Raw genomic sequence first — 24,646 nt, forward strand, 5'->3', positions numbered from 1 at the left:
TCGCGTTCGCCGTGGTATACATGCAACAGGGGGTAGTGGACGAGGGGCTGACAGGTCTCAACGGACGCCTTCATTATTGAGAGGCGTCGCTATGACCCGGTCCCCGTTATTCACTCGCCTGGTCACGGCATCCGCGGCCCTGGCGTCAGCGGGTCTCCTGCTGATCTCAGCGGCACCTGCGCATGCCGCCATCGTTCTCGACGGGCCGATCGGCCTGGGCAGCGCAGCCAACTTCGGGGTGTTGAGCGCCTCGACGGTGACCAACACCGGGCCAAGCGTCATCGCCGGTGACGTCGGGGTGAGCCCCGGAACGGCGATCGTCGGATTCCCGCCCGGCATCATCGGCGGCGTCCAGCACTCTGCCGACCCCGAAGCGGCACAGGCACAGAGCGACCTGACCACCGCCTACAACGTCGCAGCGAGCCTGACCCCCACCGCGACCGGGCAGGGCGAACTGGCCGACCTGTCGCTGATCCCCGGTGTGTACTCGGGCGGCGAGCTGTCGCTCAACGGGGAACTCACACTGGCCGGCTCGGCTGACTCTGTCTGGGTCTTCCAGGCCGCGAGCACCCTGACGGCTGGATCCGGCGCGCGGATCACCATGACCGGTGGCGCGAGCGCCTGCAACGTGTTCTGGCAGGTCGGGAGCTCGGCAACACTGGACAGCAACTCACAGTTCGTCGGTACCGTGATGGCGAGCACATCGATCACGGCCGTGACGGGTGCGAGCATCACCGGCCGACTGCTGGCAGACACCGGAGCGGTGACGCTGGACTCGAACGTGATCACCACCCCGACCGGATGCGCCGCTGGCAGCACCGAGGTGTCGACCAGCCCCACAATCACCTCGGCTGCTCCTCCGGCAGCCACCGTCGACGCCGACTACTCATTCACCGTCACCGCCAGCGGAACACCCGCCGCGGCCTACTCGGTTACAGCCGGCACGCTTCCCGCCGGGCTCGCCCTCAACGGCTCGACCGGCGCGATCTCAGGCGTTCCCACGACGGCAGGGTCATCAGCGTTCACGATCACAGCCAGCAATGGGACATCACCGGATGCGACCGCCGACTACACGCTGATCACTGCGGCCGCGAGCGTGGTGGCCCCTGTGGTTCCGGTGGTTCCGGTTGTTCCGGCGGCGCCGGCAGCGCCTGTTGAGCCGGTCATTCCGGCGGTGACACCCGACGCCACTGACGACCTACTGCTCGCCGAGACGGGTGCCGAGCCGAACACCGCGTTCCTCGCCGTCGGCGGCCTCCTCCTACTCACGGGCGTCGTAGTGCTGATGGCTCGCCGGCACCGGTCGGTCGCGGCGTAGCCGAAGCCCCGCTGGCTCCGCCGGCTGGAGGAGCGCTAGCGACGAAGCCAAGGGATTTCTGCAGAGTGCCCTCCGCTTCGGTCGCTTCGCTCCCTCCAGCGAGCGGACGGGGATCATGGGCCGCTGGCGAACCAGTCCAGGACGCGCAGCGCACGGAGGGAGATCCAGCGGCTCGCCTCCCCCTCCTTCTCCATCTCGAAGTGCACCTTGCCGGGGTGCGTGTTCTCCAGCAGCCACCGGCCGTCGGCCCCCCGCTTGCTCTCGACAAGATCGATGGCCTCATCGAGGCGCGGATCCGGTGCGAGCCCGGCAGCCCGGAAGTAGTCGAGGCCCCTCAACGCGTCGTAGTACCACCGGTTTGGAAACGAGAAGAGCGTCCACTCAGGGTCGGCGATCTGCCCGGTCGACAGGCGGCGGAGCATCCGGCGTTCGAGGAGGTATTCCTCCGCTCGCCGCCGCGCCGCCGTGACGTCTGCTGTCGCACCCGTGGATTGCTCGTGCTGCAATAACCCCTCGAGTACGCAGATCGTTGAGTGGAACGATGAGCGGGTCGATCCGATCTGGGCGTCACAATTCCAGCCGCCGTCGTCGAGTTGCTGGTCGAGGATTCGGTCGACGATGCCCTGCACGTTTTCACCGAAGTAGTCGCCGATCGCCACCACCATGCCGTCGACGCAGGGTTCGTCGTCGGCGTCGAAGTAACGCTGCTTGCCGTGATCCCAGGTGACGTTCTCGCGGACCAGGTCGATGGCGTTGCGTGCCGCTGCACTGGCGGGGTCTGGTCGGAGCTCACGGAACAGCACGAGCGTGTGGTGTGTAGCGCTCCACGGCTGGCCTGGAGCATCCGGGTCTCGACTTTCGGCCGGGTCGTAGACGCCGCCGTCCCACTGGCCGGTCGGCTCCTGCAGGGCGAGGATCTTCGCCCCCCAACCCTCGGTCGCGACCCGGGCCCGCTCGTTTTCGACGGCGTCGGCGGGCTCATCGAGGAGGTCGCGCATCACCTGCCAGCGGATCGCCGGGTCCGAGTCGAGCAGCCAGTCGGTCACAGTCATGCGGGGCAGTTTAGAGTGCGCAGCCGCCGTGCAGGAAGGGCTTGGGCGCGAGCAGAGAACGGATCCAGTTTCATGCATATGTATGGAATAGATCGCGAGTAGCCTGACGTTGGACAGAGTGACGGTTCGACGACGGACCGCCTGACGCGTTCAGCGTTTCGAACGGGCACCGGATGATTCATCCGGTGCCCGTTCGTTCTTTCGCCATCACTGTGCATAACTCCGCCAGATCGGGCGACGACGGGTGTGAGTGCGGAGCGGCTCCGCGGTGTTGGGCGGCCGTGCGGTTCTGCCCACCTCGGATTGGCGGAGTTGTGCGCAATGCGGCACAGGGGCGGAAGGAGCGCGACCGCGGATGCCCGTCAACTGACGGGAGAACACCCGCACGATTCCCGGCGAACGAGAGCGACGGGGAGGACGGAGGCCGGCTCGTGTGCGCCCGCACCATCGGCAAACCGTGCGAGAGCGCGGTTTGCCGCCAAACGCCCAAGTTCGAACGGGTCCTGACCGACGACGCTGACCGACGGGGTCAGCTGGTCGGCCATCTGGAAGTCACCGAAACCGACAAGCGCGGCGCCTCGGCCCCGCAGCGCCGGGATGATGTCCATCGTCACTCGCGCGTTCGACGAGAAGATAGCGGTCGGAGGCATCCGATTGTTCCAGAGGCGGTCGATCTCTGCCGTTGCGCGGGCCCGCCCGCCCGCTTCGCAGGCCACCAGACTCTCGTCGAAGGCGATGCCTGCGTCGGCCAGGGCCGCGCGATACCCGTCCAGTCGGCGCCGGGTACTCGGCGGGTGCGTTGCATCAGCGACGAAGCCGATCCGAGTGTGCCCGTGACCGATCAAGTGCTCCGTCGCCAGGTACGCACCGTGCCGATCATCTTCGATGAAGGTGTCGGCCTCGATCCCGCTCGGCGCCCGGTCAACAAAGATGATCGGGGTGTGCTCGGCCCACCGGGTGAGCCATGACTGGTCTTCGGAAACCGGGGCAAGGATCAACCCTCGCATCTGGTTGCGCAGCAGTGATTCCAGCACAGGACGCTCCCGCGCCGGATCTGGGCCGATGCTCGTTACGAGAGTGGTGATCCCTGTCAACGAACAGACGCCCTCGACTGCGTGCACAACGGAGGCGAAAAACGGGTCAACCAGGTCTGGCACCGCTACACCGATGGATGAGGAACGCCCCGCACGGAACGTCCTGGCGAGCACATTGGGAACGTAGTTCAGCTCTCGCATGGCGTGCTCGACCTTGCTGCGCGTCTCGGGGAGCACGTGCGGGTCGTCGTTGAACACGCGCGACACCGTCTTGGGGCTCACGCCCGCGTGCAGCGCAACATCCTGCATCGTCGCCATGCGGGCCTCTCCGATCCTCAGCCGGGTCGACCGCCGGTCGGCCCGGTATTATGCGCGACCGCTGAGTGCGGCGTCAATGATGTGTTCGAGTTCCTGCAACCGCGGGAGCGCCCGAGTGGTGAGCAGATCCCGGCGGATCGCCGCCGACACCGAAAGGCTATCCTTCCACAGTGAACGGCCAGCCATCGCCCCGCTCGCACCGTTCTCCACTGCAGTGCGCACCTGACCAACGAACGTTTCATGGTCGACGCCCGCCGAGAGCACCGCCCATGGCACACCTGCGGCGGCCTCGGTCACGGCGACGCATGCCGCGGCGGATCCGGGGTACTGAAGTTTCAGAACTTTGGCGCCGGCAGCAACACTGATCTCGGCGGCCCCCCGCACCAGCTCGGGGAAGATGTCGCGGTAGTCGTCGTCGCTCTCATCCTCGAGTTGGTACACCAGAATCTCTACGATGAGCAGCAGGCCTTCGTTCTCGCATGCTGCAGACAGACGCTTGATCTCGTCGACGACGACCGCTTCGGCTTCGAGCTTGTCTGGGCGAAGGTAGAAGAGCATTTTCGCTGCGTCGCCGCCAAGGTCCCGAACCTTGCGGGCCGACATTCCCTCGACATAGCGCGTGCGACGGAGTCCGCCCTCCATGGCGAACCCTGACGCATCCATACCGACGACGAGACCGGTGTCCCTGCGCAGGGTGGCGTCGTCGACGACCAGCGGAAGTGCAACCTCCGGGTCCAGAAGGATCGCCGGGGCCTCGTTGCCGAGGTAACGCAGCAGGTCCGCTTTCGCCTGCGCGAGTTCATCCGTGTTGATTGACGAGGCTCCGTCTGGAGCATCGGTCATGACGGCCTTCATGCCGTTCCGCTGGTCGGCGGCGACAATGAGCATGCCGCCTCCCGGGGTGCTGATGGTGGCCAATGCGCGGCGTTCGAGGGTGGTGAGGGTGTTCATCGTGTTCTCCTGTGTTTTCGCTGAGGCCAAGACGGCTGGGATGCGGGTGTGTTGAGGTGAGTGGTTCTGGTGAGGTGAATGGCTGTCTGCGGCCTGGACAGCGGCGGGAACAAGAAGGCGCCGGGCGAAAACTGACGCGCCGTAGGCGGTGTCCTGGGCGCGGTCGGAGAATTCGACGGCGGGCAGGATCTCCGACCGTGCACGACGGACCGAGTTCATGGCGGCCCAGCCGCCGGTCAGCAGGCTCGAGCGCGCGGCTGGAATCTCCCTGTCCATCGCGTCGATGAGCAGTTCGATCTCGTCATTGCCGTGGCGCAGCACAGCGCTGAAGATCTCTGCCGGATCGGCCCCGTCACCCCGGATCGTCAAATGGAGCACCCCGTCGTCATTCCGTGCGCCGTACACCTCGATGTCGCCGGAGGGAAGGTTGCCTGCAAACGGTGCGTCCATGACCCGCGCATCGAGCGCATCTCTGCCGGCACGGTCGGTGATCCCTTGCAACTGCAGAGTGCGGCGCATGAGCAGCCCGGTCTTCACCCCGGCTACGAGTACCCACCTGCCGGGCTCAACGTGACGAACGCAGTTGATCAGCCGGTCAGCGAGGCGCGTCCTCGCCTCGAACGAAAGCGGTCCGTCAAGAACGCGAAGAAGCACTTCGGCGGTCCCCATCGACACGTGATACCGGTCAGCGGGAAAGTCGCCGGTCGATACGGCCGAAACCAGATGGTCGTGCCCTGCCACGGTGAGCTTCGCCCCGACGAATACGCCGGGCAGCCAGGCGGCGCATGCCTCGCCAAGCGGTGTTCCGGCATCCGTCAGCGGAGGGAGGAAGTCCGGGGTCACGCCGAGGTAGTCGAGAATTTCGGGCCACGGCGCTCCCGTGTCCTGGTCGATCAGACCGGTGCGCGAAGCCAGCGAATACTCAGCGGCCTGCTCACCGCCCAGCGCCGTGACGACGAACTCCGGAAGATTGAGCCACCGGGTTCCGCTGAGATCGACCCCCTGATTCTGCAGGTGGAGGAGCTTGACGACCGAGACCTGAACGCCGAGCGGCATTCCGGTCCGGCCGGCGAACTGCGTGCGCAGCGCCTCCGGGATCGCCACGAGCTGCTCGGAACCGCGGGGGTCGAACCATGCGATCGCGGGCGCCAGGGGGTCGCCGTCGGAATCGATGAGAATTCCCGACTCCCCCATTCCGGAGACGCCGATCGCGTGAACCCGCGCCTCCATGCCATAGCGCTCGATGAGTTGCTCGGCGACCGATTCGAGCAGAGCGCGGACCGTACCGACGAGCGCTCCCGCGGTCATCGCGGTCGTGCCGCCCCGGCCCGACTTCCACGGCGTTGGAGCTTGCTCGACGAGCACTTCCGCACCCGATTTGTCAGCAACAAGAACCTTGATTCCGGTGCTTCCCAGATCGAGCCCGACGACCAATGTGTCATTCACTGTCGCAATCCCTTCCCCATGCGACGGCGGTGTCAGCACGGCATCGAGGTGCTATGACATCGATGTCATCTGAGCATAACGCCAATGACATCGATGTCATAGCATTTTTTTGGGAAGTTTTCCGACCACTCAGGGCGACCACTCAAAGGCGACCGCTCACGCGACGTCAGTCAGCGAAGGTGAGAGCCAGGTCGACCGTGAAGGATTCGCCTGGCGCGAGAATTCTGCCGACCTTGCCCTCGCTCGGACCATCAGCGTGGCTGGGCCAGCAGGTTCCCGGCTCGATTCCGAGCGCGTAGGAGCCGGACGCTCCGCTGCGCCACACCGTGAGGTACGGCAGTTGATCGGAACGGAATCGCACCGTCAGCGACCCGGAATCCCCTGCGACCCTCGCACGGCACCAACCCTCCGCGTCGGGAATGGCGACGAAGGCATCCACCCGCTCGGGCACACCGGGTGCCGGGTCTTCGAGTTCACGCTCCCAGCTGGTACCCCCGGCCGCCCCGGGCTCGGCGGCGTCAACGGAGACCTCGGCACCGCCGTGCAGCAACGGCCAGCCGATATTCACGTGGTAGAGGACCTTGACCGGCTCCGGAACAAAGCCCTCATTGCGGATGACGTCCGTGATGAGGATTTCGCTCACACCGTGCGTCGCCCGGATCGTCCGCTCAACCGTGAGGTTCTGCTCGAAAACCGCGCCCTCTCGCAGCGATCCTCGAACGATGAGTTCATACTCGCCACCGTCGGTCCACCGTCCCTCTCGCTGAGTAACGGTCGCCGGAATGAGATGAGCGCGACCGTGCATGCCACCGTCCTCGGGCGCGGCACGCCCAACAGCGCTCAGCCCGCACGTGGTCAGCAGACCCCCCTGCCAGCGTCGCCCCCAACTCTCGGCGCGGATCGAGGTCGACGGCGGCACGAACGACACCGTCCGACCCCGCCACGCCGCCTCGCCAAGGTCAAGGAATTGATCCGGCTCGATCGTCAGGTCGAGACCGCCGAGATGGCGAAGCTCGATCTGTCGCCGCCCGGCCGCGACGCCATCTTCACTCCGCACGGCCCGGGGCGCCCAGATCCGCTCGACGGCCCCTATCCGCGCTTCAAGGAATCGTTGCCGCTCCTGGCTTTCAATTTCTTCACCGCGTTCATCGTGATTGATCAATCCGCTGCTCCTCGTTGAGCGATTCTTCGTTGGGCGTTTCGAATCGTCAGACGGCCGTGTAGCCGCCGTCGATGACGATGCTTTGCCCCGTGAGATAGGACGACGACTCCGACGCCAGGTACGTCACCAGACCATGCAGGTCCTCCGGCTCGCCCATTCGCCCGGCCGGGATCCTGCCGATCCACTGCTCGGCGAGCTCCGGATTGGCCTCGGTGAACTCGCGGGTCATGTCTGACAGGAAGTAGCCGGGGGCGATCGCATTCACGCGGATGCCTCCACTCGCCCATTCGACGGCGAGTGAGGTCGCGAGGTGGCTCACGGCGGCCTTGGATGAGTTGTAGGAGGCCTGGAACTGCGGTTCGTTCACGATGAAGCCCGACATCGACGAAATGAAGATCACCGAGGCAGGTTCCGCTGCCGCAAGCGCGCGCCTGGCAAAGGCTTGCGCGGAGAAGAACGTGCCGTCGAGGTTGACGGCGATGACCTTTTTCCAGGTATCGGCGGGGACGTCGACGCTCTCTCCCCAGATGGTGATTCCCGCCGCCGTGATCAGTACAGAGGGCGCGCCCATCTCGGCCTCGGCTTCTGCAAATACCGCTTCGACCGCGTCAGGGTCTGTCACGTCGACGACCCAACCCCGCGCCTCGACACCATATTCGGCGGCGAGGCGCACCGCGGACTCCTCCACCGATGGGAGCACATCGAGGAGAGCGACGCGCATGCCCTGGCGTGCGAGCGCAGTGGCGAGCGAGTATCCCAGCCCGCGGGCACCTCCGGTGATGACGGCGGTCCGGCCGTCCAGATCCTCAAACATCAGTGTTCTCCTCGCTCGTGCGTTCTTTCAACAGGTTGCTCGTTGCCGGCTGCCTGGTCATATCTCCTGGTTCGTGGGCAGGATCACCAGATCGCGGATGGTGACGTGCGACGGACGCGTGAGCATGAAGAGCACCGCCTCGGCGACATCCTCCGATCGGATGCCGGTGCCGCTTTCTATCTGCACCTCCACCTCATCGGCCGCTGCGCCGAAGCCCCATAGTTCGTTCAGGACCACGCCGGGTGCCACGGCGCCGATTCGAACCCCTGTGCCGACGAGCTGCCGCCGCACGGTGTGAACGAAAGCCTGCACCGCGTGTTTCGTTGCCGAGTAGACCGGCTCCCAGTGAATGTCCTGATGACCGGAAACAGAACTCGTGACGATGATGTCTCCCGCGCGGGACTCGACGAAGTACGGGAGGACGGCGCGGATCGTCGCCATCACCCCGAACACGTTCACCGACACGATCTTCTCGATCTCGTCGGCAGGCACTTCGTCGACGCTCCCGCCGGCGTAAAGTCCCGCATTCGCGATCACGATGTCGAGTCGCCCGAACTCGGCGAGCGCATAGCGCACCGCTTCTTCAGACGTCTCGGCACGAGCAACGTCGCCCGCCAGATAGACAGCAGGGGATTTAAGCGACTCCGCCACCTCGGCGAGGCGCTCCGTCGATCTTCCGACGAGCACAAGTCGCACGCCTTCGGAGGACAACGCCTCAGCATATGCGCGACCGATGCCGGAACTTGCTCCGGTGATCACCGCCACCTTTTCCTTCAGGTTGGTCACAGCGTTACTCCTTCCTGCTCTGCGTGTGCATCACGACTCAATACAGTGCGGCGAAGCAGTTCATCCGGGCGAGTATCGATCCGCGCGACATGTTCCGGCTCGAGGTAGACCGGGCCGCCCGCCGCGAGCGCCCCAAGAATGACCCTGGCGACCTTGACCGCCATCTCTGTGATCTGCAGGACTTCCCTGTCACTCGCACCCAGTGCGAACATGCCGTGGTTCCGCAAATAGATCACCTTTGGCGGGGCACCGGTCTCGGCGACATGTTCGCGGAGCATCGATCGGACCACCTGCGCGAGCCGCAGCCCCGGGTCAATGTATGGCACGAGCAGCTGCTTGACCCCGAGCACGACGATCTGATCGGGAAAAAGTGACCCGTCGGTGAGAGCCGAGGCGCGCGGAGAACAGAGGAGCGCGTTGACGGGGATGGGGTGGGTGTGCCCGACCACGTCGACGCCGGGCAGACCGAGGCACACCGCGTGCAAAAGCGCTTCGACTGAGGGCCGACGATGAGAAACTGCGGCAGCGTCGAAGAGCGCGCGCACCTCATCGTCTCCCCCGCCCGGCGAATCGACGAGCTGCAGCGTCTCGCCGATTCCGAGAGTGAGAAAGTCCTCGGGCAACGCCGTTTCCATCGACACTCCACTCGCTTTGACGAGCATCCGCCCGTCGCCAAGCGCCATCGACGTGTTTCCCTCCGCCAGTATCGCCCAGTCCCGATCGGGCCGGCCTAATTCGCGCGAGAGTGCTGCGATCGTTCGCCGGCTCTGGACGGTCGGTTCGTTGTCGTCTTGCATCATGAACGCCCATCCTTCGAGAGGGCAACTGCAGCGGGATACCGGCCTCGCGGCATCCGTACCGCCACGTCCTCCAATTCGAAGCGGTCATAAACCGCGCTGGTTGACGTCATTTCTCCCGCCGCAACGAGCTGGACAGCGAGATTTCCGAGCGCAGACGCCTCGGCTGGGCCCACCGTCACAGGCAGCCCGGTCAATTCCGCGGTGCGTCGGCACAGCAAGTCGTTCCGGGATCCGCCACCAACGATGCGTACGGATGTCAACGGAACGCCGGTGAGCCGCTCGCATACCCGGGCCGTCTCTGCGTAGGCAGCCGCAAGGCTCTCGATGATGCTGCGGACGGTTCCGAGCACGTCGGGTGGAGGATACTGACCGCTTTCACGGCACAACGCTGCGATTCGCGCAGGCATGTCGCCGGGTTCAAGCAGCCGCGGATCCGAGACGTCGAAGATCGGCGCCGGGTCGGCTGGCTCGCTCGAGGCCTGGCGGACGAGACGTACGACGTCCGGCTCCGCTTCGCCTCGCTCCGCCCAGACCCGGGTGCATTCGGTCAAGAGCCACATGCCGGCGAGGTTTCGCAGGAGGAGTGTCGAGCCCCCTATTCCTGCCTCGTTGGTGTACCCGGCTACCCGTGCATCTTCGGAGAGCAGTGGTTCGGAGAGGCAAACGCCGGCGAGCGACCAACTGCCGCTCGAGATCAGCAACTCCGCGCCGTCGGGCACGGCGAACGCGAGTGCGGACGCCGTGTCGTGGCCGGCGACCCGATAGACGGGGACCGGGCGGGATGCGCCTATCCGGGCGGTTATCTCGCTCGTCGTGTATCCGGCGAAAGTTCCGGAATCCGCCGTCGGCGGGAAGGCGAAGTTCCCGAGCCCGAACGCCTCGATCAATTGGGGCGACCAGTCCCCCGTTCGCGGATCGATCAGCTGCGTCGTCGACGCGATGGTTCGCTCGGCTCCGGCCACTCCCGTCAGGAAATGAACCCAGAGGTCAGGAATGAGGAGCACCTGCTCTCCTCCGCGGACCGCGCCGGCCCGCACGTCTGACCGGAGTTGGTACGACGTGTTGATGGCTTGCGGCGGGATTCCGCTCATCCGGTACGCGTTGACTGCCGAAATGGCCTGTTCGGCGTCAGCGGGCCCGTTGGGATCGGCGCCTCGGTGGTGTTTCACGCCGGTCAGGAGATTCCCGTTGAGATCCAGGAGACCGTAGTCCACCCCCCAGCTGTCGACTCCGATGCCGGCGAATACCGCACCTTCTGCCTGTGCCGTCTCTGCGACGATCGTCAGCCCACGAACGGTCTCTTCGAACAGCCGCTCGACGGCCCAGCACAGGACCCCGTCCAGGAGAACGGGTCCATTGCCGAAGCGATGCACCTCTGCCGCCCGGATGCCTCCGTCATCGACGCGTGCCGCGACCACGCGGCCACTTGAGGCACCGAGATCGACGGCGGCGAAATAGCGGGCAGGCTGAGCGCTTTCGCTCATCACACCTCCTCGTGCCGGACGAACGGTTGAATGTTATTCCATGTGAAAGCTATCATTGAGTCACACTCCCGGGCAACAGATGAGGGCATCGAATGGCGTTGAGAAGCACACTGAGCGCCGAGGCACGGCGCGCCGGGTTGCTGGAGGACGCTCGTACGAGTGGCGGCGTCGACCTGGTGGATGCCGCGACCCGGTACGACGTGCATCCCATGACCATCCGCCGAGACTTCGAATTTCTGGAGCGCGACGGTCACGTTCGCCGGGTCCGCGGGGGCGTCGTCACGGTTGACGACGACCCGTTCGCGATGCGGCAGGTCAGGAATCTTCGAGCGAAGCAGGTGATCGCCGCCAAGGTTCTGCCGCTGATTCCCAGCGGCGGAGCTATCGGCCTCGATGCATCCACTACTGTCTGCGCCCTGGCCGAGATGTTGCCCGCTGACCGGGCGATCACGGCGGTGACGAACGGCCTCGTCGCATTCGACGCGCTGTCCCGCAAATCCGCGGTCCAGGCCTACCTCACCGGCGGAGAGCGGGAGGAACTTAACCTGAGCCTGGTCGGGCACCTGACCCAGCAGGCGTTCGACACATTCCACCTCGACTGCAGCATCATCTCGGCAATGGGCGTGCATGCACGGAGTGGAACGAGCGAGAGCACCCTCGCGCAGGCCGCCGTAAAGGATGCCATGGCACGGGCCGCCGACCGGGTGATCCTCGCGGTGGACGCCAGCAAGCTTGAATTCCATTCGCACGTTCACGCGCTCGCACTGGAGCGCGTCACCACGCTCGTCACAGATCTGGACCCGGAAAACGGGCGCCTCGACCCTTACCGCCGTCTCGTGCCGGAGATCCGCTGAAGCAGAACCGCCTCCGCTCTTGTGTTGCCTACGGCGTCGCAGGTTCGGTCAGGTCGGTGGCTGGGTCCGGATCGCGCACGAGTATCGGCTTCGGCGCTCCATCAAGCGACGCCAGAACGGTGGTCGCCTGCGAGACCGCGAGCGCTCCCCACGATGCCGCCGTCGCGAGACCGGACGGCACGTCGATGAGTGCTGGATCGGGAATCGATGACCCCACGAGGAACCCCGCCAGTGAGGCGTCGCCGGCCCCGGCGGTGTTCACGACCTGGGCGTGTGCGCGTGCATGCCAGAGGCCATCGGCCGACAGCGCCAGGGCGCCGTCCGCGCCCATACTCACGAAGACGACATCGCAGCCTGCTCGGTGCAACTCTCCCGCCGCCTCGGCGACATCGCCAACCGACCTGAGCGTGCGCCCGGTGAGCTCGGCCAGCTCATGCGTGTTGGGCTTCAGCAGAGTCACGAGATCGAGTCGTCGCACCGCAAGCTCAAGCGCGGTCCCGGCGGTGTCGATGGCGACGCGGACCCCGCGATCCCTCGCATCCAACAGCAAATCGGGAAACGGCACCATATCGCCGTCGGTGATGCGGGGCATGGAGCCGGACAACACCAGCCAATCCGCGGAGAGTCGGGAGATCTCTGCGTCCACCCGTGCGATCAGGGATTCCCAGACCGCGCGGTCGAGAGGCAACGGACTTTCGTTGATTTTCGTCGTGCCAGACCCGGTGCCGACCAACGTGGTGTTCACCCGGGTCCTCGGTCCTGCGGGTACGACGACGAGGAGATCTCGGATTCCGGCCGATTCGGCCAGCACGAGCCCATCTTCCCCGAGCGGAAGGACGGCGCTCACCGGGTGGCCGCTGAGTGCGACGGCCCTCGCGACGTTGACTCCTTTGCCACTTAATTCCGTGGACACGGCATCCGCCCGATTCACCTCCCCGAACCGGAGCTGTGACAGGTGATAGGTCAGGTCGATGGCCGCTGCCGGGGTCACCGTGACGATACCGGTCATGATTCTGGGCCCGAGTCGGTGAAGATCACGTCGACGTCGGCTTCCCGCAACCGATCGAGATCGTCGCCCGGCAAGCCAGGGCCTGTCACGATATGGTCCACCTCTGCCAGCTGGGCAAATTTCGCGTGGCCGGAGCCTTTCAGCGAGTCCGGCCCGGCGAGCACGACGACCGTGCGAGCGGCGGCGATGGCGGCGGCTTGCACCCCGGCGCGCTCCGGGTCGGACGCCAGAAGCTGCCCGTCCGGCGCGAGGCCCTCCGCTTCGACGACACTGAAGTCCATCACCAGGCCGGCGAGTTGTTCACGAGCCCACATGCCGCTCAGCGCGCCGTCTGCTTGCACAGTGCCCCCGATTGTGTGGAGTTGCACGGCCGGGTTGGCGAGCATCGCAGCACGCGCGACGGGCGCGGAGCCGACAACCAGTGAAATACCGCGGCGCCGAGCCAGAAGCACGGCGACCGCCTCGCAGCCCCGTCCTGCCCCGAGATAGACCGCATCCCCATCCGAGATGAGGCCCGCCACAGCTGCGGCCGCCGCTTCGAGACCGTCGCTCGGCGGGTGCGCGAGCGTCTCGTCAGCGACCAGGCTGATCGCTCCCCCATGGGCTCGACGAAGAAGACGCCGGTCTTCGAGCGCCCGGAGGTCCCGTCGAATGGTCTCCTCCGTCACGCCAAGCGCCCTGGCGAGTTCACCGACCTCCACCCGTCCGTCACGGGCGAGGCGCTCGAGGATTTCGTCCCGCCTCACGGCGACCCGCCGCCCAAAGGTTGCTTCTGCGACGATCATTCGCCGTGCTCCAGCGGGCTTCGACCCGCCATCTCGAGCCACCACGGATCCAGCGCGCTCAGTAAGGCGTCGAACGACGACGAGAGACCCTCCCAGTAGCCGGCAGACTCGGCAGTCGGCGACACCGCCGGCGCCCGGGTCACCAGTTCGTTCTGCGCCTGCTCGACAGTGTCGAAGACCCCGACCGCGACGCCAGCGACAAGGGCTGCGCCGAATGCTCCTGCTTCTTCTGATTTCACAACCGACACCGGGGACCGCAGGGCGTTGGCAACGAGTTGAACATAGAGCGCGGACCGGCTGAGACCGCCACCCAACAGAACCGGCTCGTCCCAGGTGAACCGGTCGGCCAGGGCCCGGGTATGCCAGCAGTGCATGAGCACGATTCCTTCCAGGGCGCCCCGAAGAACGTGCGCCCGTGTGTGCGACGCTCGAACCCCCGCGAAGGTCCCGGACGCCTCGGCGCCGATCGGCGAGTCGACCAGGAACGGAAGAATGAGCGGCACGCTCTCCTGCGGGTCGAGCTGAGCGGCCTCGGCCAGGAGAGAATCGCGTTCGTCGTCGCTCCGAACCCCCATCAGTCGAAGCGTCCAGTCGAACGCCGGTGACGCGGTCGCTGACGTGGACATGGCGATGCGCAGGTCTGGCGTGATCGATAGCCGCGACTGCCACCTGGCATCAACATCGGGCTGACGGGTGGTCACACCGTTTGTGTTGAACGACCCCGCAACCAGCGCGAGCCGACCCGGAACGAGCGCCCCCATTCCGATGGACGCCGCCTGCACGTCGTGCATTCCCACAATCACGGGGGTGCCCGTTGCCAGACCTGTTCGTGTCGCTGCCTCGGCAAGCACTTCGCCGATGACGTCGCCGCTGGCGTGCACGGGCGGAAGCAGCCGTGCGATCTCGGCGGGAAGTCCGTACGCTTCGATGATTTCTGCGCTCCACTCAGCCGTCGCCGTGTCGAGGAACGATGCGCACGCGTCGGAGTAATCGGTCGCAAGGACCCCGGTGAGGCGGAGTCGGATGACATCCTTACAGAACAGCAGAGTGTCGGCACGCCGCACACTCTCGGGGTCATTCCGCAACAACCAGCGCAGGAGGTTACCCGCCGCCCCCGGCGTCGGCAACTGGCCTGATCGCTCGAGCAATGTCCGTAGCCGCGCTGGATCTGACGCGAGTTCCGCAGCTTCTCGATGTGCTCGCGAATCCATCGCGGTGATCGCAGGCCCCACCGGCTCCCCGGCAGCGGTGACGAGATGCAGCCCGTCGCCGTGGCCAGTGATCCCGACGGCGACGATGTCATCGGCATCCACCCCGGACGTACGGATCGCTTCACCGATGGCATCCGCTGCCGCATTCCACAGAGCCTCTTGAGACCGTTCCGCATGCCGCTCGATGCGACGATCTACGGGGCTGGACCGACGGGCGATGGCGATTGGGCGCAAGAGTTCGTCGTGGACGACCGCCTTCACAGCGGTTTGTCCGACGTCGACCCCGAGGAGGTACCTGCGGCCGCCGCGTTGCTCGCTCACATCTGCTCCCCGCCCGACCCGAAATATGCCTGACCCGATTTGTGTCTGACCCGATATGCCCGGTTGTCTCCGCACACACGTCCGATCGTGTGTGTTGAAAGAGCATACCAACAGAAACAGACGATTTCACCGACAATTTCAGCTACCATGAAGCCGAGCGGATCTCAGCCCTCCGCACGAGAGAGTCCCATGTATCCTGCCGAACGCCACGCCGCCATCGTGGCGGCTGCGCACGAGGGGACCGGGAGAATTGCGGTCGTAGAAACGAGCGAGCGCCTCGGGGTCGCCCGGGAGACCATCCGACGAGACCTCGCTGTACTCGAACGCCAGGGCGTCGTTCGACGGCACCGCGGTGGAGCGGTTCTCATCGACCGGGTCCCGTTCGAGTTGTCGCTGCAAACCCGTCAGTCCACCGAGGCGAGGGAGCGGAGGGCGATCGCCGAGCGCATCGTCGGTGATTTGCCGGAGGAAGGCTCAATCCTGCTGGACTCCGGCTCCATGACCCTTGAGATCGCCATGCTGCTCCCCGAGAACCGCACGCTCCTCGTCGTCACCAACAGTCTGCCCGTCGCCGCCCTGCTCGCCGGACGCGAACGACTCACCGTCCTCACCATTCCCGGGCAGGCACGCGCTGTGACCCAGGCGACCGTCGGCGACTGGGCGGGGCGTCGACTCGCCCAGTTACACGTCGATGTCGCCGTCGTCGGTGCCAACGGTGTGCACCTTGAGGCGGGCGTCACAACAACGCTTCCCGAGGAAGCCGAGGTCAAACGCGGGATGCTCCGCGCGGCTCGCCGTCGCGTGCTGGCCGTGACGGCGTCGAAGTTCGGTGCCATCTCGTTCTGCCATGCCGCCGACATCGCCGAGTTCGACGTCATTGTGACCGACGACAGACTCGACGCCGCCACTGTCGCAGCGGCCAGCATTCTCGGTCCCGAGGTGCACGTCGTCACTCCTGGGGAAGCTCCCCGCAACCTCGTTCAACCACCCCCTTGAGAGGAACCGCCCCATGCCACTTCTGAGCACCGGAGAGCTATTGGACCGCAACCGCGCGGTCCTCGCCTTCAACGTGATCCAGCTTGAACACGCCGAGGCCATCCTGATCGGAGCCGAGCGTGCCAAGCGGCCGGTCGTGCTCCAACTCTCTGAAAATGCGGTAAAATACCACGGCGCACTCGCACCGACCAGTCTGGCGGTGCTCCGCCTCGCGGCAGATGCGCCCGTTGACGCGGCCGTCCACCTGGATCATGCAGAGAACGAAGATCTGATCGCCGAAGCCGTGGCGCTGGGGTTCACGTCCGTCATGTTCGACGCGGCGACGCTGCCGTATGCCGAGAACCTGGAGCGCACCGCGGTCGTGGCCCGGTCTGCACAGGCGCGTGGCGTGTGGGTCGAAGCGGAACTCGGTGCGATCGGTGGCAAGGGGGGCGCGCACACTCCCGGAGTGCGAACCGACGTTGACGAGGCCGTCGACTTCGCCGGACGAACGGGGATCGACGGCCTCGCTGTCGCGGTTGGTAGCTCACATGCGATGACGTCGCGGAGCGCGTCGCTGGACTTCGACCTCATCGCCGCGCTCGCCGGCGCCGTCTCCGTACCCCTCGTCCTTCATGGTTCGAGCGGAGTGAGCGATGATGATCTGGTCCGCGCCGTCTCCCTCGGCATCCGCAAAGTGAACATCTCGACGCACATCAACGGTGTCTTCAGCCGGAGCGTGAGAGCAACGCTCGCGGCGCACCCCGACCTCGTCGACCCGAGGAAGTATCTCGGCCCCGCTCGGGATGCTGTGGCCGACGAGGTTGAACGCCTCTTGCTCCTGATCTGACGATTCACGCACACAACAACGGCCCCGGGGATTCCCGGGGCCGTTGTTGGCTTAGTCGATTAGCAGCTGGACTTGTAGATGGCGTCCTTGGCGTCGCCGGCCACGTTGTCCTGCGTGATGATCGTGAAGCCCGTCTGGATCTTCTCTTCGGTCTCCTTGCCATCGAGCGCCAGCAGGGCCTGCTCTACGCCCATCTCGCCGATCGTCGCAGGCTCTTGTGCCACGAGGGCCTGAACCGTACCAGCCTCGAGCTGCTTCACCTGGGCAGGGCCGGCGTCGAAGCCGACGATGGTCACACTCCCCTGCTTGCCCGCCTGCTGCACGCCGGTTGCCGTTCCCTCTGCGGCGAACAGGTTCGCTGCGAAGATCCCCACGATGTCAGGGTCCTTCTGCAACGCCGCCGTCACGATCTCAGCCGCGGTGGCAGGCTCGTTGTGGCTGTACTGAACGCCGAGGAACTCGAAGTTACTCTCTGCTTCGGCAGCCTCCTGGAAGCCCTCGGCGCGAGCGTCGGTCGTCGAGATACCAGGGTCGACCGAGACCACGAGCACCTTGCCGCCCTCGGGGTGCTCTTCCTTGATCGCCTCGAATGCCGCCGCGCCGCCGCCCTTGTTGTCGCTGGCGATCTGGGAGACAGCCATCGACGGGTCTTCGAGCGTCGTGTCGACGAGGACGACCTTGATGCCAGCATCCGCCGCTGCCTTCAGCGGGCCCTCCATGGCCTTCACATCCGTCGGTGCCACAAGGAGGGCATCCGGGTTTGATGCGACCACGGAGTCGACGAGAGGCTTCTGCAGGGTCGGGTCAAACTTTTCCGGCCCCTGCGTCGTCACCGTCGCCCCGGCTTCCTCGGCGGCGGCTTCAATCCCACACTGCATCGAGATGTAGAACTCATCGCCTGCCACCCCCTGCACGAAGGCGAGCTTGTAACCCTCACTGCTGCCGCCCCCGGAGGACTCGCCTCCGCCTCCGCCGCCGCCTGAGCAACCGGTGAGCACGAATCCGGCTGAGGCCCCGATTGCCAGGGCCGTGAGGACTGACTTATTCCACTTCATTGTGATTACCCATTCTCTTGTTGGTCATCCATTGCTGGACTGTTCATTTAGGGGAGGTGCTGGTGGTGCTGTCGAGTTTGCCGGCCGGGCCGCCGCCTTACTCGCTTTTTCGACTGACGAGACGCCGCCAGAGGTTTGTGGACTGTCCACGCGCCGCCGCGGCACGACGGACCTGGTCGATGTAGACCGCGACGATCAGGACCGCGCCGACAGCGACTTGCTGCCAGAACGGCTGGATGCCGGTGATCACGAAGCCGTTCTGAAGAACGGCCGGAATGAAGAGACCGACGACGGTGCCAAAGATTGTTCCGTATCCACCGAACAACGACGTACCGCCGATGACAACGGCCGCGATCACGTTCAGGTTGGTCTGAGACTGCCCTGCGATCGCCGTTGTACTGAACTGCGACAACGACATCACGCCGGCCAGCCCGGCGAGACCGCCCGAGATTGCGTAGACCCTGATCAGGTGCTGGTCGACCTTGACGCCGACGCGACGTGCAGCCTCCTCGCTCGATCCGACCGCATAGGTATAGAGGCCGAATTTTGTGTAATGGAGAACGAGGGCGCCGATGACGACGACAACGAGGGCGATCACGGAGATCACGGGGATGCCGCCGAGGATGTTTCCGTAACCGATGGTCGTCGTGAGCACGGAGGGCACGTCACGAACGTCCACTCCGCCCGTCAGGATCTGAGCCAGACCGAGGGCCATGCCGAGGCTACCGAGTGTGACGATGAGCGGCGGGACTTTGGCCTTCGAAATCAGAACGCCGTTGAAGATACCCCATGCCAGTCCGACGACGATCGAGACGACGACGCCGATAGCTGCTGTACCCCAGTCGTCGCCGCCGATGGCACGCATCGTCAGTGCTGACACAACACCCGAGAACACGAGCACCGAGCCGATCGAGAGGTCGATGCCCGAGGTGATGATGACGTACGTCATTCCAACACCGAGCACCGCCAGGATCGACGCGTTCTGCACCACAAGTCGGAGGTTTGAGAGTGTGGCGAACGATTCTGGAGCGAGGGCGCTGAAAATCAGCACGAGAACGATCAGCACGATGAAGATCTGGAAGGCCTGCAGCTTGAGCATCCGCTTGAATGGGCCTTCTTTTTGCCGCGCGGTTTCGATGGAAGTCGTCTCCGGCCCCATGCCGGTTTTGATGTTCGTCATGCCGCGCCCTTCGTGCTCGCGCCGGTCATCAGGCCGACGAGTTCTTCCATGTTTGTGTGCTTGGCATCGAGGACCGCAGCGCGGTGCCCGAGCCGCAGGACCTGAACGCGATCCGACACTTCCATCACGTGCGGCATGGAGTGGCTGATGAAGACAACGGCGATTCCCTTGTCGCGCACCCGACGAATCGTCTCCAGAACGTTTTTCGTCTGGCGCACGCCGAGGGCGGCCGTCGGCTCGTCCAGGAAGACGACCTTGTTCGCCCAGTGCACGGCCCGCGCGATTGCGACGGCCTGCCGCTGGCCGCCGGACATCGAGCCGACGGGAGTCGTGAGTGAGCGGACCGTCGCGCCGAGCTCGTCGAATGCGACCCGCGACTGGGACCGCATCTCGTTCACATTCATGAGACCAACTGCGCCGCCGAGGCCACCGCGCATGAGCTCGCGCCCGAGGTACATGTTCTGCACCGGGTCCAGATGGGGAGCGAGGGCGAGATCCTGATAGACGGTCTCGATTCCCAGCGCGCTCGCCTGTGTGGGTGAGGTCAGCTGGATGGGTTCGCCTGCGAATTTGATCTCGCCAGAGTCAACGGCGAGGTTGCCGGACAGAGCCTTGACCAACGTGGATTTTCCAGCACCGTTGTCGCCGATAAGGGCGGTAACTTCGCCTGGGTAGACCTCGAAGTCAGCGTCATCGAGGGCGAGAACGTGTCCGAACGCTCGCGAGAGCCCACGTGCTTCTAATACCGGGGTAGTCATGTCGAGAGATTTCCTTTCCGATGAACCCCGGCGAGCGAGGCGATCGTGTGAGAGCGGCGATGCCGCCCCCGCGTGGATAGTGCATTCGGTGTTACGGGAGAAAGGGTCAAAGATTGCCTCCCGCCGTGAGCGTGCGGGGCCAGCCCTGCCCCGGTGTCGAAATCAGAAGGTTTCCTGTTCCGTGGACCGCCCACGGCCCGAAGGCCGCCGGGACGGCGAACACGTCGCCAGCGGAGTATCCGATCTCTCCCGCCCCGACCAGTGAGCCGGCACCGCCGGTTGCGAGCACCACAGAGAATCCGGCGTCGATCGCCACCGTTCCCCCCGATTCCGGTGCCGCATGCAGCAGTCGAAAATAGGGATCTGCGGCAACCGGCAGGAGGCTGGCAGGTTCTGCGGACCTGCGATCGAGATCGTTCCGAACCACGAGACGATCGAGGTCCGCGCCTGTCAGCGGCTCCGTCGAAACGGCAGACATGCTCGTCTCGAATCCAAGGCCAAGATGGGATTCCTCCCTGCTTGAGGTCGTGACAGACCACTCCAGAAGAATGGAAAAATCGGTGGGCTCCTGGACTTCGGTCACGAAGATGCCGCCGTCGATGGCGTGGGCGGTTCCCGCAGGGACGAGGATCCCCATACCCGCCTCGACCTCGATGCGGTTCATCTGAGCAAGCATCCATTCGCTGTCCTGCGCGTCGCGTCGACGGTCGAGCTCGTCGCGATCGACGGTGGCCGCCCAGCCCAGGTATACGGCGGTTCCGGGCTCGGCATCGAGCACGAACCACGCTTCCGTCTTGCCATACGGGCAGTCCAGGTGACGCGTTGCGAACTCTCGCGACGGATGCACGTGTACGGGGAGCCGCTGACGAGCGTCGAGGAGCTTGACGAGAATGCCGACATCCGATGCGCTGGATGCCGGCTCCGAACCGGTCCAGGCCGCCGGATCGGCGGCGACGAGGTCACGCAGCAGCGTCCCATCCAGAGCCCGGGCGAGGCCGATCTCGCCTTCGCCGGCTCGGCTCACCGTGGCGCCCAGCCATTCTTCCGGCTGGAACTCGGAGGTCTGCTCGATGCCGCGCAGCCGCGCGATCCGGTCTCCGCCACGATAGAAGTGTTCGATCAGGTTGGGGGCGAGCGCGATCGGTTTCACAGGGCGCCTCCTCTCGTGGAGCCGACTGCGGACACCGCGGGGCGAAGTGGTGCGGGTATCTCGCCCGATCCACGACGCAGCAGTGTCGTCGGCACAACCCACTCACGAGGTTCGCTCACAGGAAGCGCACGCAACTCGAGCAGGCGCTCGATCGCAGCATTCCCGATGAGGAACGGGTCTTGGTCGATGCAGCTGACGGCGGGCCGAAGGACGTCGGCGAGCGAGAAATCACCGAATGCGATCATCGCTGTGTTCTCTCGGCCGATGTGGGCGAGCGACGTCACGAGTCCGATTCCCGCTTTCGAATTGGACGCGAAAAACGCCGTGGGCGGATCGGAAAGCGCAAAGAGCCGGGCTGTCTCGGCCGAATAGTCGAGTGCTCCGTCGACAGTCCAGGACACCAGGTCGGGGTCGACGGGAATGCCCGCAGCCTCCAGAACGTCCTGATAGGCCCGGTAGCGTCGAAGGATAGTCGAGAAACGTTCGTCGCGGTCGTAGAACGCGATCCGTTCATGCCCCAACCCGACCAACTGCTGGACAGCGACCGACGTCGCAGCGTAGTCATCCACAACCACCGAGTCGAAGGCGGCGCTTGCACGGTCCACGGCTACGACGGGTGTCACCTTGCGGAATGGTTCGAGGTATGGCAGTTCTTCGGCGACGGGGGCGAAGATGATCCCAGCCACCTGGTGGCCAGCGACAAGGCTGAGGATCTGTTCCCGCTCACGGTCGGCATCGAGCCCCGTGCTGGCAACCAGCACGCTCAACCCCTCGGTCAGCGCCCGCGTCTCGATGGCACTCACCAACGACGCGAAGAACGGGTCGGCCAGCGAATCGATCACGACACCGATGGCCCCACCTGTGCCCGATTTGAGCGATCGGGCGGCGGTGTTCGGCACGTATCCGAGGCGTTGGATCGCGTCGAGCACGCGGTGTCGCGTCTCCGGACGAACGGCTGTTTCACCGTTGACCACACGGGAAACCGTCTTGATGCTGACGCCGGACTGTTCGGCGACTTCTTTGATTCCGGGCCGCCGCATCAGCTGCGCCCCCGCCCGGGAACGTTTCCGACGCCCGCGTGGAGAGCGGAACGGATGCTTGCGGCGATGTCGGTCACCATGGTCCCACCTCCTGACAGCGTTGTCATCTGGGCTGGGAACCCCTGTTCGGAGCCCCATTATTCCTTCGTTGGACCTATAATGAACGAGCAACGACAACGTTGTCAAGCATCTGTTTCCAGAACGTTACGCTCGGGAGGAAAACGTGATCGTCGTCGTGGCAGGGCCAGCGGGAAGCGGCAAGAGCACCCTCGGGCTTTCTCTGGCACGAGCGCTGCGACTGCCCTATCTCGACCTCGACACCATGACCAACCCGGTCCTCGAAGGCTTGGGGGTCGTGCTGGCAGAGCAGATGCACTGGAATGATCCCCGGCTCCGTGAGGTCGTGCGCCCGGCCCGCTACCGAGCGCTGCGCGACACGCTCGCAGACCAGGTCGCCGCCGGGCTCGGCGCGGTTCTCGTCGCTCCTTTCACTGCCGAGCTGCAGGGCGGCGATGAGTGGGACAAGCTCGTCGATGCTGCCGACTGTGTGCCCGCCGTCGTCTGGGTCCGCGCCAGCCCGGCGTTGCTGGCCGAGCGACGTGCTGCACGCGCAGCTGACCGCGATGCGCACATCGTGGACGCCATAGGGGGCACTCCCCCCGCCGTCGCCCACCTGGCCGTCGACGCCGCACTTCCGACGGCTGAGCAGGTGCAGGTCGTCCTTCAGCATCCCGCTATCGCCGACTGGCCGGGCTGATTCTGCCCGGCCGAGGCGTTCCCTGGCCGAGCGCCACTGCTCACGACATCAGGCGGTTGCGTTCACCCGCTCGACAGCGCCACGGGCGCCCAGGCCTTGCAGGTCCGCCCTCGCCGCGATGAACGCTTCACGAAGCCGCACGTTGGAGCCCAGGTCCCCGAAAACGGCCGTGAGACCGAGGAACGCGCCCGGTGATGACGCCTCCTGCGCCACCGCAGCCCGGAGATCACTAAGACGTCGGTCGACGGGCTCGAGCGGCGTTCCATCGTCGGCACGCCCCTCGATCAACCGACTCCAAGCAGCGAGGACGAGAGCTGAGCGGTCGACAGGCCCGCCCGTACGGAGTTGCTCCCGCACGACGGGAAGCAAGAACTTCGGGATGCGCTCAGAGCCGTCGACGATCTGCCTCGCGAGGGTGTCGCTGATCGCTTCGCTGCTGAAACGACGCATGAGCTCGTCACAATAGGCATCCAGATCCACACCGGGAACCGGACTGAGCGTGGGACGCGCCTCGTGCTCCATGTAGCCACGGAGAAAGGCAGCGAAGACTTCGTCGCGGCACACCTCGTGAACGTAGGTTTCGCCCGCGAGCAGACCGAGGTAGCTCATCGCCTGATGGGAGGCGTTGAGCAGCCGGAGCTTCATCACCTCATAGGGTTCCACGTCGTCGACGAGCTGCACGCCGACGCGTTCGAGCGGAGGCCGGCCGTCGGAGAACGAATCCTCGAGGACCCATTGCTCGAAGGACTCCGACAGCACCGGCCAGCGGTCGTCGACACCGAAACGCTCGGCGACCGATGCCCGGGCCTGGGCGGTCGTAGCCGGGGTGATGCGGTCGACCATCGAGTTCGGAAACCGCACATCCGTCTCGATCCACCGGGCAAGTCCGGGGTCGATGTGGTTCGCGAAGGCAAGGAGCGCGGTCCGCGCGACAATACCGTTGCCCTGGATGTTGTCGCAGGACATCACAGTGAACGGCATGTGACCGACGTCTCGACGCATCCGGAGGCCTTCTGTAATGAAGCCGAGCGGGCTTCGCGGCGCCGCTCCGTTCGGCAGGCCATCGAGGTCCGCGATCGTGGCCTCGTCATGGGGTTGGAATTCACCCGTCACATCGGTCACCCCGTACCCGCCCTCGGTGATGGTCAGGGACACGATTCGCGTGGCCGGGTCGGCGAGGCGCGCCAGTACAGAAGCCGGATCATCAGGAGCATAAAGGTACTCGACGATCGACCCGATGACCCGCGCCGAGGAAGTCCCCTCGGGGCTCGTCGTCACAAGGGTGTATAGACAGTCCTGCGGCACAAGCGCTGCCTTCATCGCGCGATCGCTCGGAAGGGTCCCGACGCCGACAATTCCCCACCCGTCCCGGCCGAGTTCGAGCACCCGATCGACGAACATCGCCTCGTGCGAGCGGTGAAAAGCGCCGACTCCGAAATGGACGATGCCTGGGCGGATTGTGGCGCGGTCGTATGCCGGCCGGGCGACGTCGGGCGGGAGGTCGCCGAGAGTGCTGTTACTGAGCCTGGTCATGGA

At 65.4% G+C, this 24,646-nt stretch carries 22 protein-coding genes; 5 read left to right on the plus strand and 17 right to left on the minus strand.

Annotated elements, in window-relative coordinates; translation table 11 throughout:
* The first annotated feature begins 91 nt into the window (after positions 1–91).
* Complete coding sequence (locus BM197_RS00700) at positions 92–1,318, plus strand: ice-binding family protein (RefSeq protein WP_090707942.1); 1,227 nt, start codon at positions 92–94, stop codon at positions 1,316–1,318.
* Positions 1,319–1,431: 113 nt separating this feature from the next.
* On the opposite strand, the gene BM197_RS00705 is transcribed toward BM197_RS00700, so the two are convergent.
* From BM197_RS00705 to BM197_RS00745, 8 genes are all read right to left on the minus strand, one after another.
* A complete protein-coding gene (locus tag BM197_RS00705; RefSeq protein ID WP_090707944.1) occupies positions 1,432–2,370 on the minus strand; it encodes a hypothetical protein in 939 nt (312 codons plus the stop codon).
* 362 nt (positions 2,371–2,732) lie between these two features.
* Positions 2,733–3,722: a LacI family DNA-binding transcriptional regulator gene (locus BM197_RS00710; protein WP_090707946.1), complete on the minus strand. Its 990-nt coding sequence runs from the start codon at positions 3,720–3,722 to the stop codon at positions 2,733–2,735.
* Between the two features lie 48 nt (positions 3,723–3,770).
* A complete protein-coding gene (locus BM197_RS16410; protein ID WP_218151787.1) occupies positions 3,771–6,119 on the minus strand; it encodes an FGGY family carbohydrate kinase in 2,349 nt (782 codons plus the stop codon).
* A gap of 166 nt (positions 6,120–6,285) precedes the next feature.
* Positions 6,286–7,176 (minus strand): DUF4432 family protein, encoded by an 891-nt coding sequence (locus BM197_RS00725; protein ID WP_245762357.1) that lies wholly within the window; start codon positions 7,174–7,176, stop codon positions 6,286–6,288.
* A 151-nt stretch (positions 7,177–7,327) separates the two neighbouring features.
* Positions 7,328–8,095: an SDR family oxidoreductase gene (locus BM197_RS00730; protein ID WP_245762328.1), complete on the minus strand. Its 768-nt coding sequence runs from the start codon at positions 8,093–8,095 to the stop codon at positions 7,328–7,330.
* Positions 8,096–8,152: 57 nt separating this feature from the next.
* Positions 8,153–8,881: an SDR family oxidoreductase gene (locus BM197_RS00735; RefSeq protein WP_090707951.1), complete on the minus strand. Its 729-nt coding sequence runs from the start codon at positions 8,879–8,881 to the stop codon at positions 8,153–8,155.
* Complete coding sequence (locus BM197_RS00740) at positions 8,878–9,681, minus strand: class II aldolase/adducin family protein (protein WP_218151788.1); 804 nt, start codon at positions 9,679–9,681, stop codon at positions 8,878–8,880. The genes BM197_RS00735 and BM197_RS00740 overlap by 4 nt, the downstream gene beginning before the upstream one ends.
* Positions 9,678–11,165 (minus strand): rhamnulokinase, encoded by a 1,488-nt coding sequence (locus BM197_RS00745; RefSeq protein ID WP_090707952.1) that lies wholly within the window; start codon positions 11,163–11,165, stop codon positions 9,678–9,680. Before BM197_RS00745 ends, BM197_RS00740 begins: the two co-directional genes overlap by 4 nt.
* A 92-nt stretch (positions 11,166–11,257) precedes the next feature.
* On the opposite strand from BM197_RS00745, the gene BM197_RS00750 reads away from it, so the two are divergent.
* On the plus strand, positions 11,258–12,019 hold the full coding sequence (locus tag BM197_RS00750) for a DeoR/GlpR family DNA-binding transcription regulator (RefSeq protein WP_090707954.1): 762 nt from the start codon (positions 11,258–11,260) through the stop codon (positions 12,017–12,019).
* Between the two features lie 28 nt (positions 12,020–12,047).
* Here BM197_RS00750 and BM197_RS00755 read toward each other — a convergent pair whose 3' ends face one another.
* The 3 genes from BM197_RS00755 to BM197_RS00765 are packed head-to-tail and all read right to left on the minus strand — an operon-like array spanning position 12,048 to position 15,345.
* The gene (locus BM197_RS00755; protein WP_090707956.1) at positions 12,048–13,028 is read right to left on the minus strand and encodes a 1-phosphofructokinase family hexose kinase; all 981 of its coding nucleotides are present in this window, start codon (positions 13,026–13,028) and stop codon (positions 12,048–12,050) included.
* On the minus strand, positions 13,025–13,813 hold the full coding sequence (locus tag BM197_RS00760; protein WP_090707957.1) for a DeoR/GlpR family DNA-binding transcription regulator: 789 nt from the start codon (positions 13,811–13,813) through the stop codon (positions 13,025–13,027). Before BM197_RS00760 ends, BM197_RS00755 begins: the two co-directional genes overlap by 4 nt.
* Positions 13,810–15,345: an FGGY-family carbohydrate kinase gene (locus tag BM197_RS00765; protein WP_143094953.1), complete on the minus strand. Its 1,536-nt coding sequence runs from the start codon at positions 15,343–15,345 to the stop codon at positions 13,810–13,812. Before BM197_RS00765 ends, BM197_RS00760 begins: the two co-directional genes overlap by 4 nt.
* Before the next feature lie 189 nt (positions 15,346–15,534).
* On the opposite strand from BM197_RS00765, the gene BM197_RS00770 reads away from it, so the two are divergent.
* Both BM197_RS00770 and BM197_RS00775 read left to right on the plus strand, forming a co-directional pair.
* Positions 15,535–16,341, plus strand: coding sequence for a DeoR/GlpR family DNA-binding transcription regulator (locus tag BM197_RS00770; RefSeq protein WP_177216668.1), 807 nt, complete (start codon positions 15,535–15,537; stop codon positions 16,339–16,341).
* A gap of 13 nt (positions 16,342–16,354) precedes the next feature.
* Positions 16,355–17,170 carry a class II fructose-bisphosphate aldolase gene (locus tag BM197_RS00775; RefSeq protein ID WP_090707962.1) on the plus strand — a complete coding sequence of 272 codons (816 nt, stop codon included), beginning with the start codon at positions 16,355–16,357 and terminating at the stop codon, positions 17,168–17,170.
* A gap of 59 nt (positions 17,171–17,229) precedes the next feature.
* Here the strand turns inward: BM197_RS00775 and BM197_RS00780 are convergent, their stop codons facing one another.
* From BM197_RS00780 to BM197_RS00800, 5 genes are all read right to left on the minus strand, one after another.
* Positions 17,230–18,225 (minus strand): ABC transporter substrate-binding protein, encoded by a 996-nt coding sequence (locus tag BM197_RS00780; protein ID WP_218151789.1) that lies wholly within the window; start codon positions 18,223–18,225, stop codon positions 17,230–17,232.
* Positions 18,226–18,322: 97 nt separating this feature from the next.
* Entirely contained in the window at positions 18,323–19,405 is a 1,083-nt protein-coding gene (locus tag BM197_RS00785) for an ABC transporter permease (protein ID WP_090707964.1), read from the minus strand.
* Positions 19,402–20,163 carry an ATP-binding cassette domain-containing protein gene (locus BM197_RS00790; RefSeq protein ID WP_090707965.1) on the minus strand — a complete coding sequence of 254 codons (762 nt, stop codon included), beginning with the start codon at positions 20,161–20,163 and terminating at the stop codon, positions 19,402–19,404. The genes BM197_RS00785 and BM197_RS00790 overlap by 4 nt, the downstream gene beginning before the upstream one ends.
* Before the next feature lie 106 nt (positions 20,164–20,269).
* Entirely contained in the window at positions 20,270–21,313 is a 1,044-nt protein-coding gene (locus BM197_RS00795) for a class I mannose-6-phosphate isomerase (protein ID WP_090707967.1), read from the minus strand.
* Positions 21,310–22,353, minus strand: coding sequence for a LacI family DNA-binding transcriptional regulator (locus BM197_RS00800; RefSeq protein ID WP_177216669.1), 1,044 nt, complete (start codon positions 22,351–22,353; stop codon positions 21,310–21,312). Before BM197_RS00800 ends, BM197_RS00795 begins: the two co-directional genes overlap by 4 nt.
* A 223-nt stretch (positions 22,354–22,576) precedes the next feature.
* Here BM197_RS00800 and BM197_RS00805 point away from each other — a divergent pair, with 223 nt between their 5' ends.
* Positions 22,577–23,110, plus strand: a complete 534-nt coding sequence (locus BM197_RS00805) for a P-loop nucleotide/nucleoside kinase family protein (RefSeq protein WP_177216670.1) — start codon at positions 22,577–22,579, stop codon at positions 23,108–23,110.
* Between the two features lie 48 nt (positions 23,111–23,158).
* Here the strand turns inward: BM197_RS00805 and BM197_RS00810 are convergent, their stop codons facing one another.
* On the minus strand, positions 23,159–24,643 hold the full coding sequence (locus tag BM197_RS00810; protein WP_090707972.1) for a mannitol dehydrogenase family protein: 1,485 nt from the start codon (positions 24,641–24,643) through the stop codon (positions 23,159–23,161).
* Between the last annotated feature and the right edge of the window lie 3 nt (positions 24,644–24,646).

Origin of the sequence: Mycetocola miduiensis, from assembly GCF_900115155.1 — a bacterium.
GTDB lineage: Bacteria > Actinomycetota > Actinomycetes > Actinomycetales > Microbacteriaceae > Mycetocola_A > Mycetocola_A miduiensis.

Bases quoted from the DNA above. Each gene is read 5' to 3' on its own strand.
- BM197_RS00730 (WP_245762328.1), bottom strand. From the start codon at position 8,095: ATGTTTGAGGATCTGGACGGCCGGACCGCCGTCATCACCGGAGGTGCC.
- BM197_RS00790 (WP_090707965.1), bottom strand. From the start codon at position 20,163: ATGACTACCCCGGTATTAGAAGCACGTGGGCTCTCGCGAGCGTTCGGA.
- BM197_RS00760 (WP_090707957.1), bottom strand. From the start codon at position 13,813: ATGATCGTCGCAGAAGCAACCTTTGGGCGGCGGGTCGCCGTGAGGCGG.
- BM197_RS00700 (WP_090707942.1), top strand. From the start codon at position 92: ATGACCCGGTCCCCGTTATTCACTCGCCTGGTCACGGCATCCGCGGCC.
- BM197_RS00810 (WP_090707972.1), bottom strand. From the start codon at position 24,643: ATGACCAGGCTCAGTAACAGCACTCTCGGCGACCTCCCGCCCGACGTC.
- BM197_RS00780 (WP_218151789.1), bottom strand. From the start codon at position 18,225: ATGAAGTGGAATAAGTCAGTCCTCACGGCCCTGGCAATCGGGGCCTCA.
- BM197_RS00785 (WP_090707964.1), bottom strand. From the start codon at position 19,405: ATGACGAACATCAAAACCGGCATGGGGCCGGAGACGACTTCCATCGAA.
- BM197_RS00745 (WP_090707952.1), bottom strand. From the start codon at position 11,165: ATGAGCGAAAGCGCTCAGCCTGCCCGCTATTTCGCCGCCGTCGATCTC.
- BM197_RS00800 (WP_177216669.1), bottom strand. From the start codon at position 22,353: ATGCGGCGGCCCGGAATCAAAGAAGTCGCCGAACAGTCCGGCGTCAGC.
- BM197_RS00775 (WP_090707962.1), top strand. From the start codon at position 16,355: ATGCCACTTCTGAGCACCGGAGAGCTATTGGACCGCAACCGCGCGGTC.
- BM197_RS00770 (WP_177216668.1), top strand. From the start codon at position 15,535: ATGTATCCTGCCGAACGCCACGCCGCCATCGTGGCGGCTGCGCACGAG.
- BM197_RS00705 (WP_090707944.1), bottom strand. From the start codon at position 2,370: ATGACTGTGACCGACTGGCTGCTCGACTCGGACCCGGCGATCCGCTGG.
- BM197_RS00710 (WP_090707946.1), bottom strand. From the start codon at position 3,722: ATGGCGACGATGCAGGATGTTGCGCTGCACGCGGGCGTGAGCCCCAAG.
- BM197_RS00750 (WP_090707954.1), top strand. From the start codon at position 11,258: ATGGCGTTGAGAAGCACACTGAGCGCCGAGGCACGGCGCGCCGGGTTG.
- BM197_RS00755 (WP_090707956.1), bottom strand. From the start codon at position 13,028: ATGACCGGTATCGTCACGGTGACCCCGGCAGCGGCCATCGACCTGACC.
- BM197_RS00740 (WP_218151788.1), bottom strand. From the start codon at position 9,681: ATGATGCAAGACGACAACGAACCGACCGTCCAGAGCCGGCGAACGATC.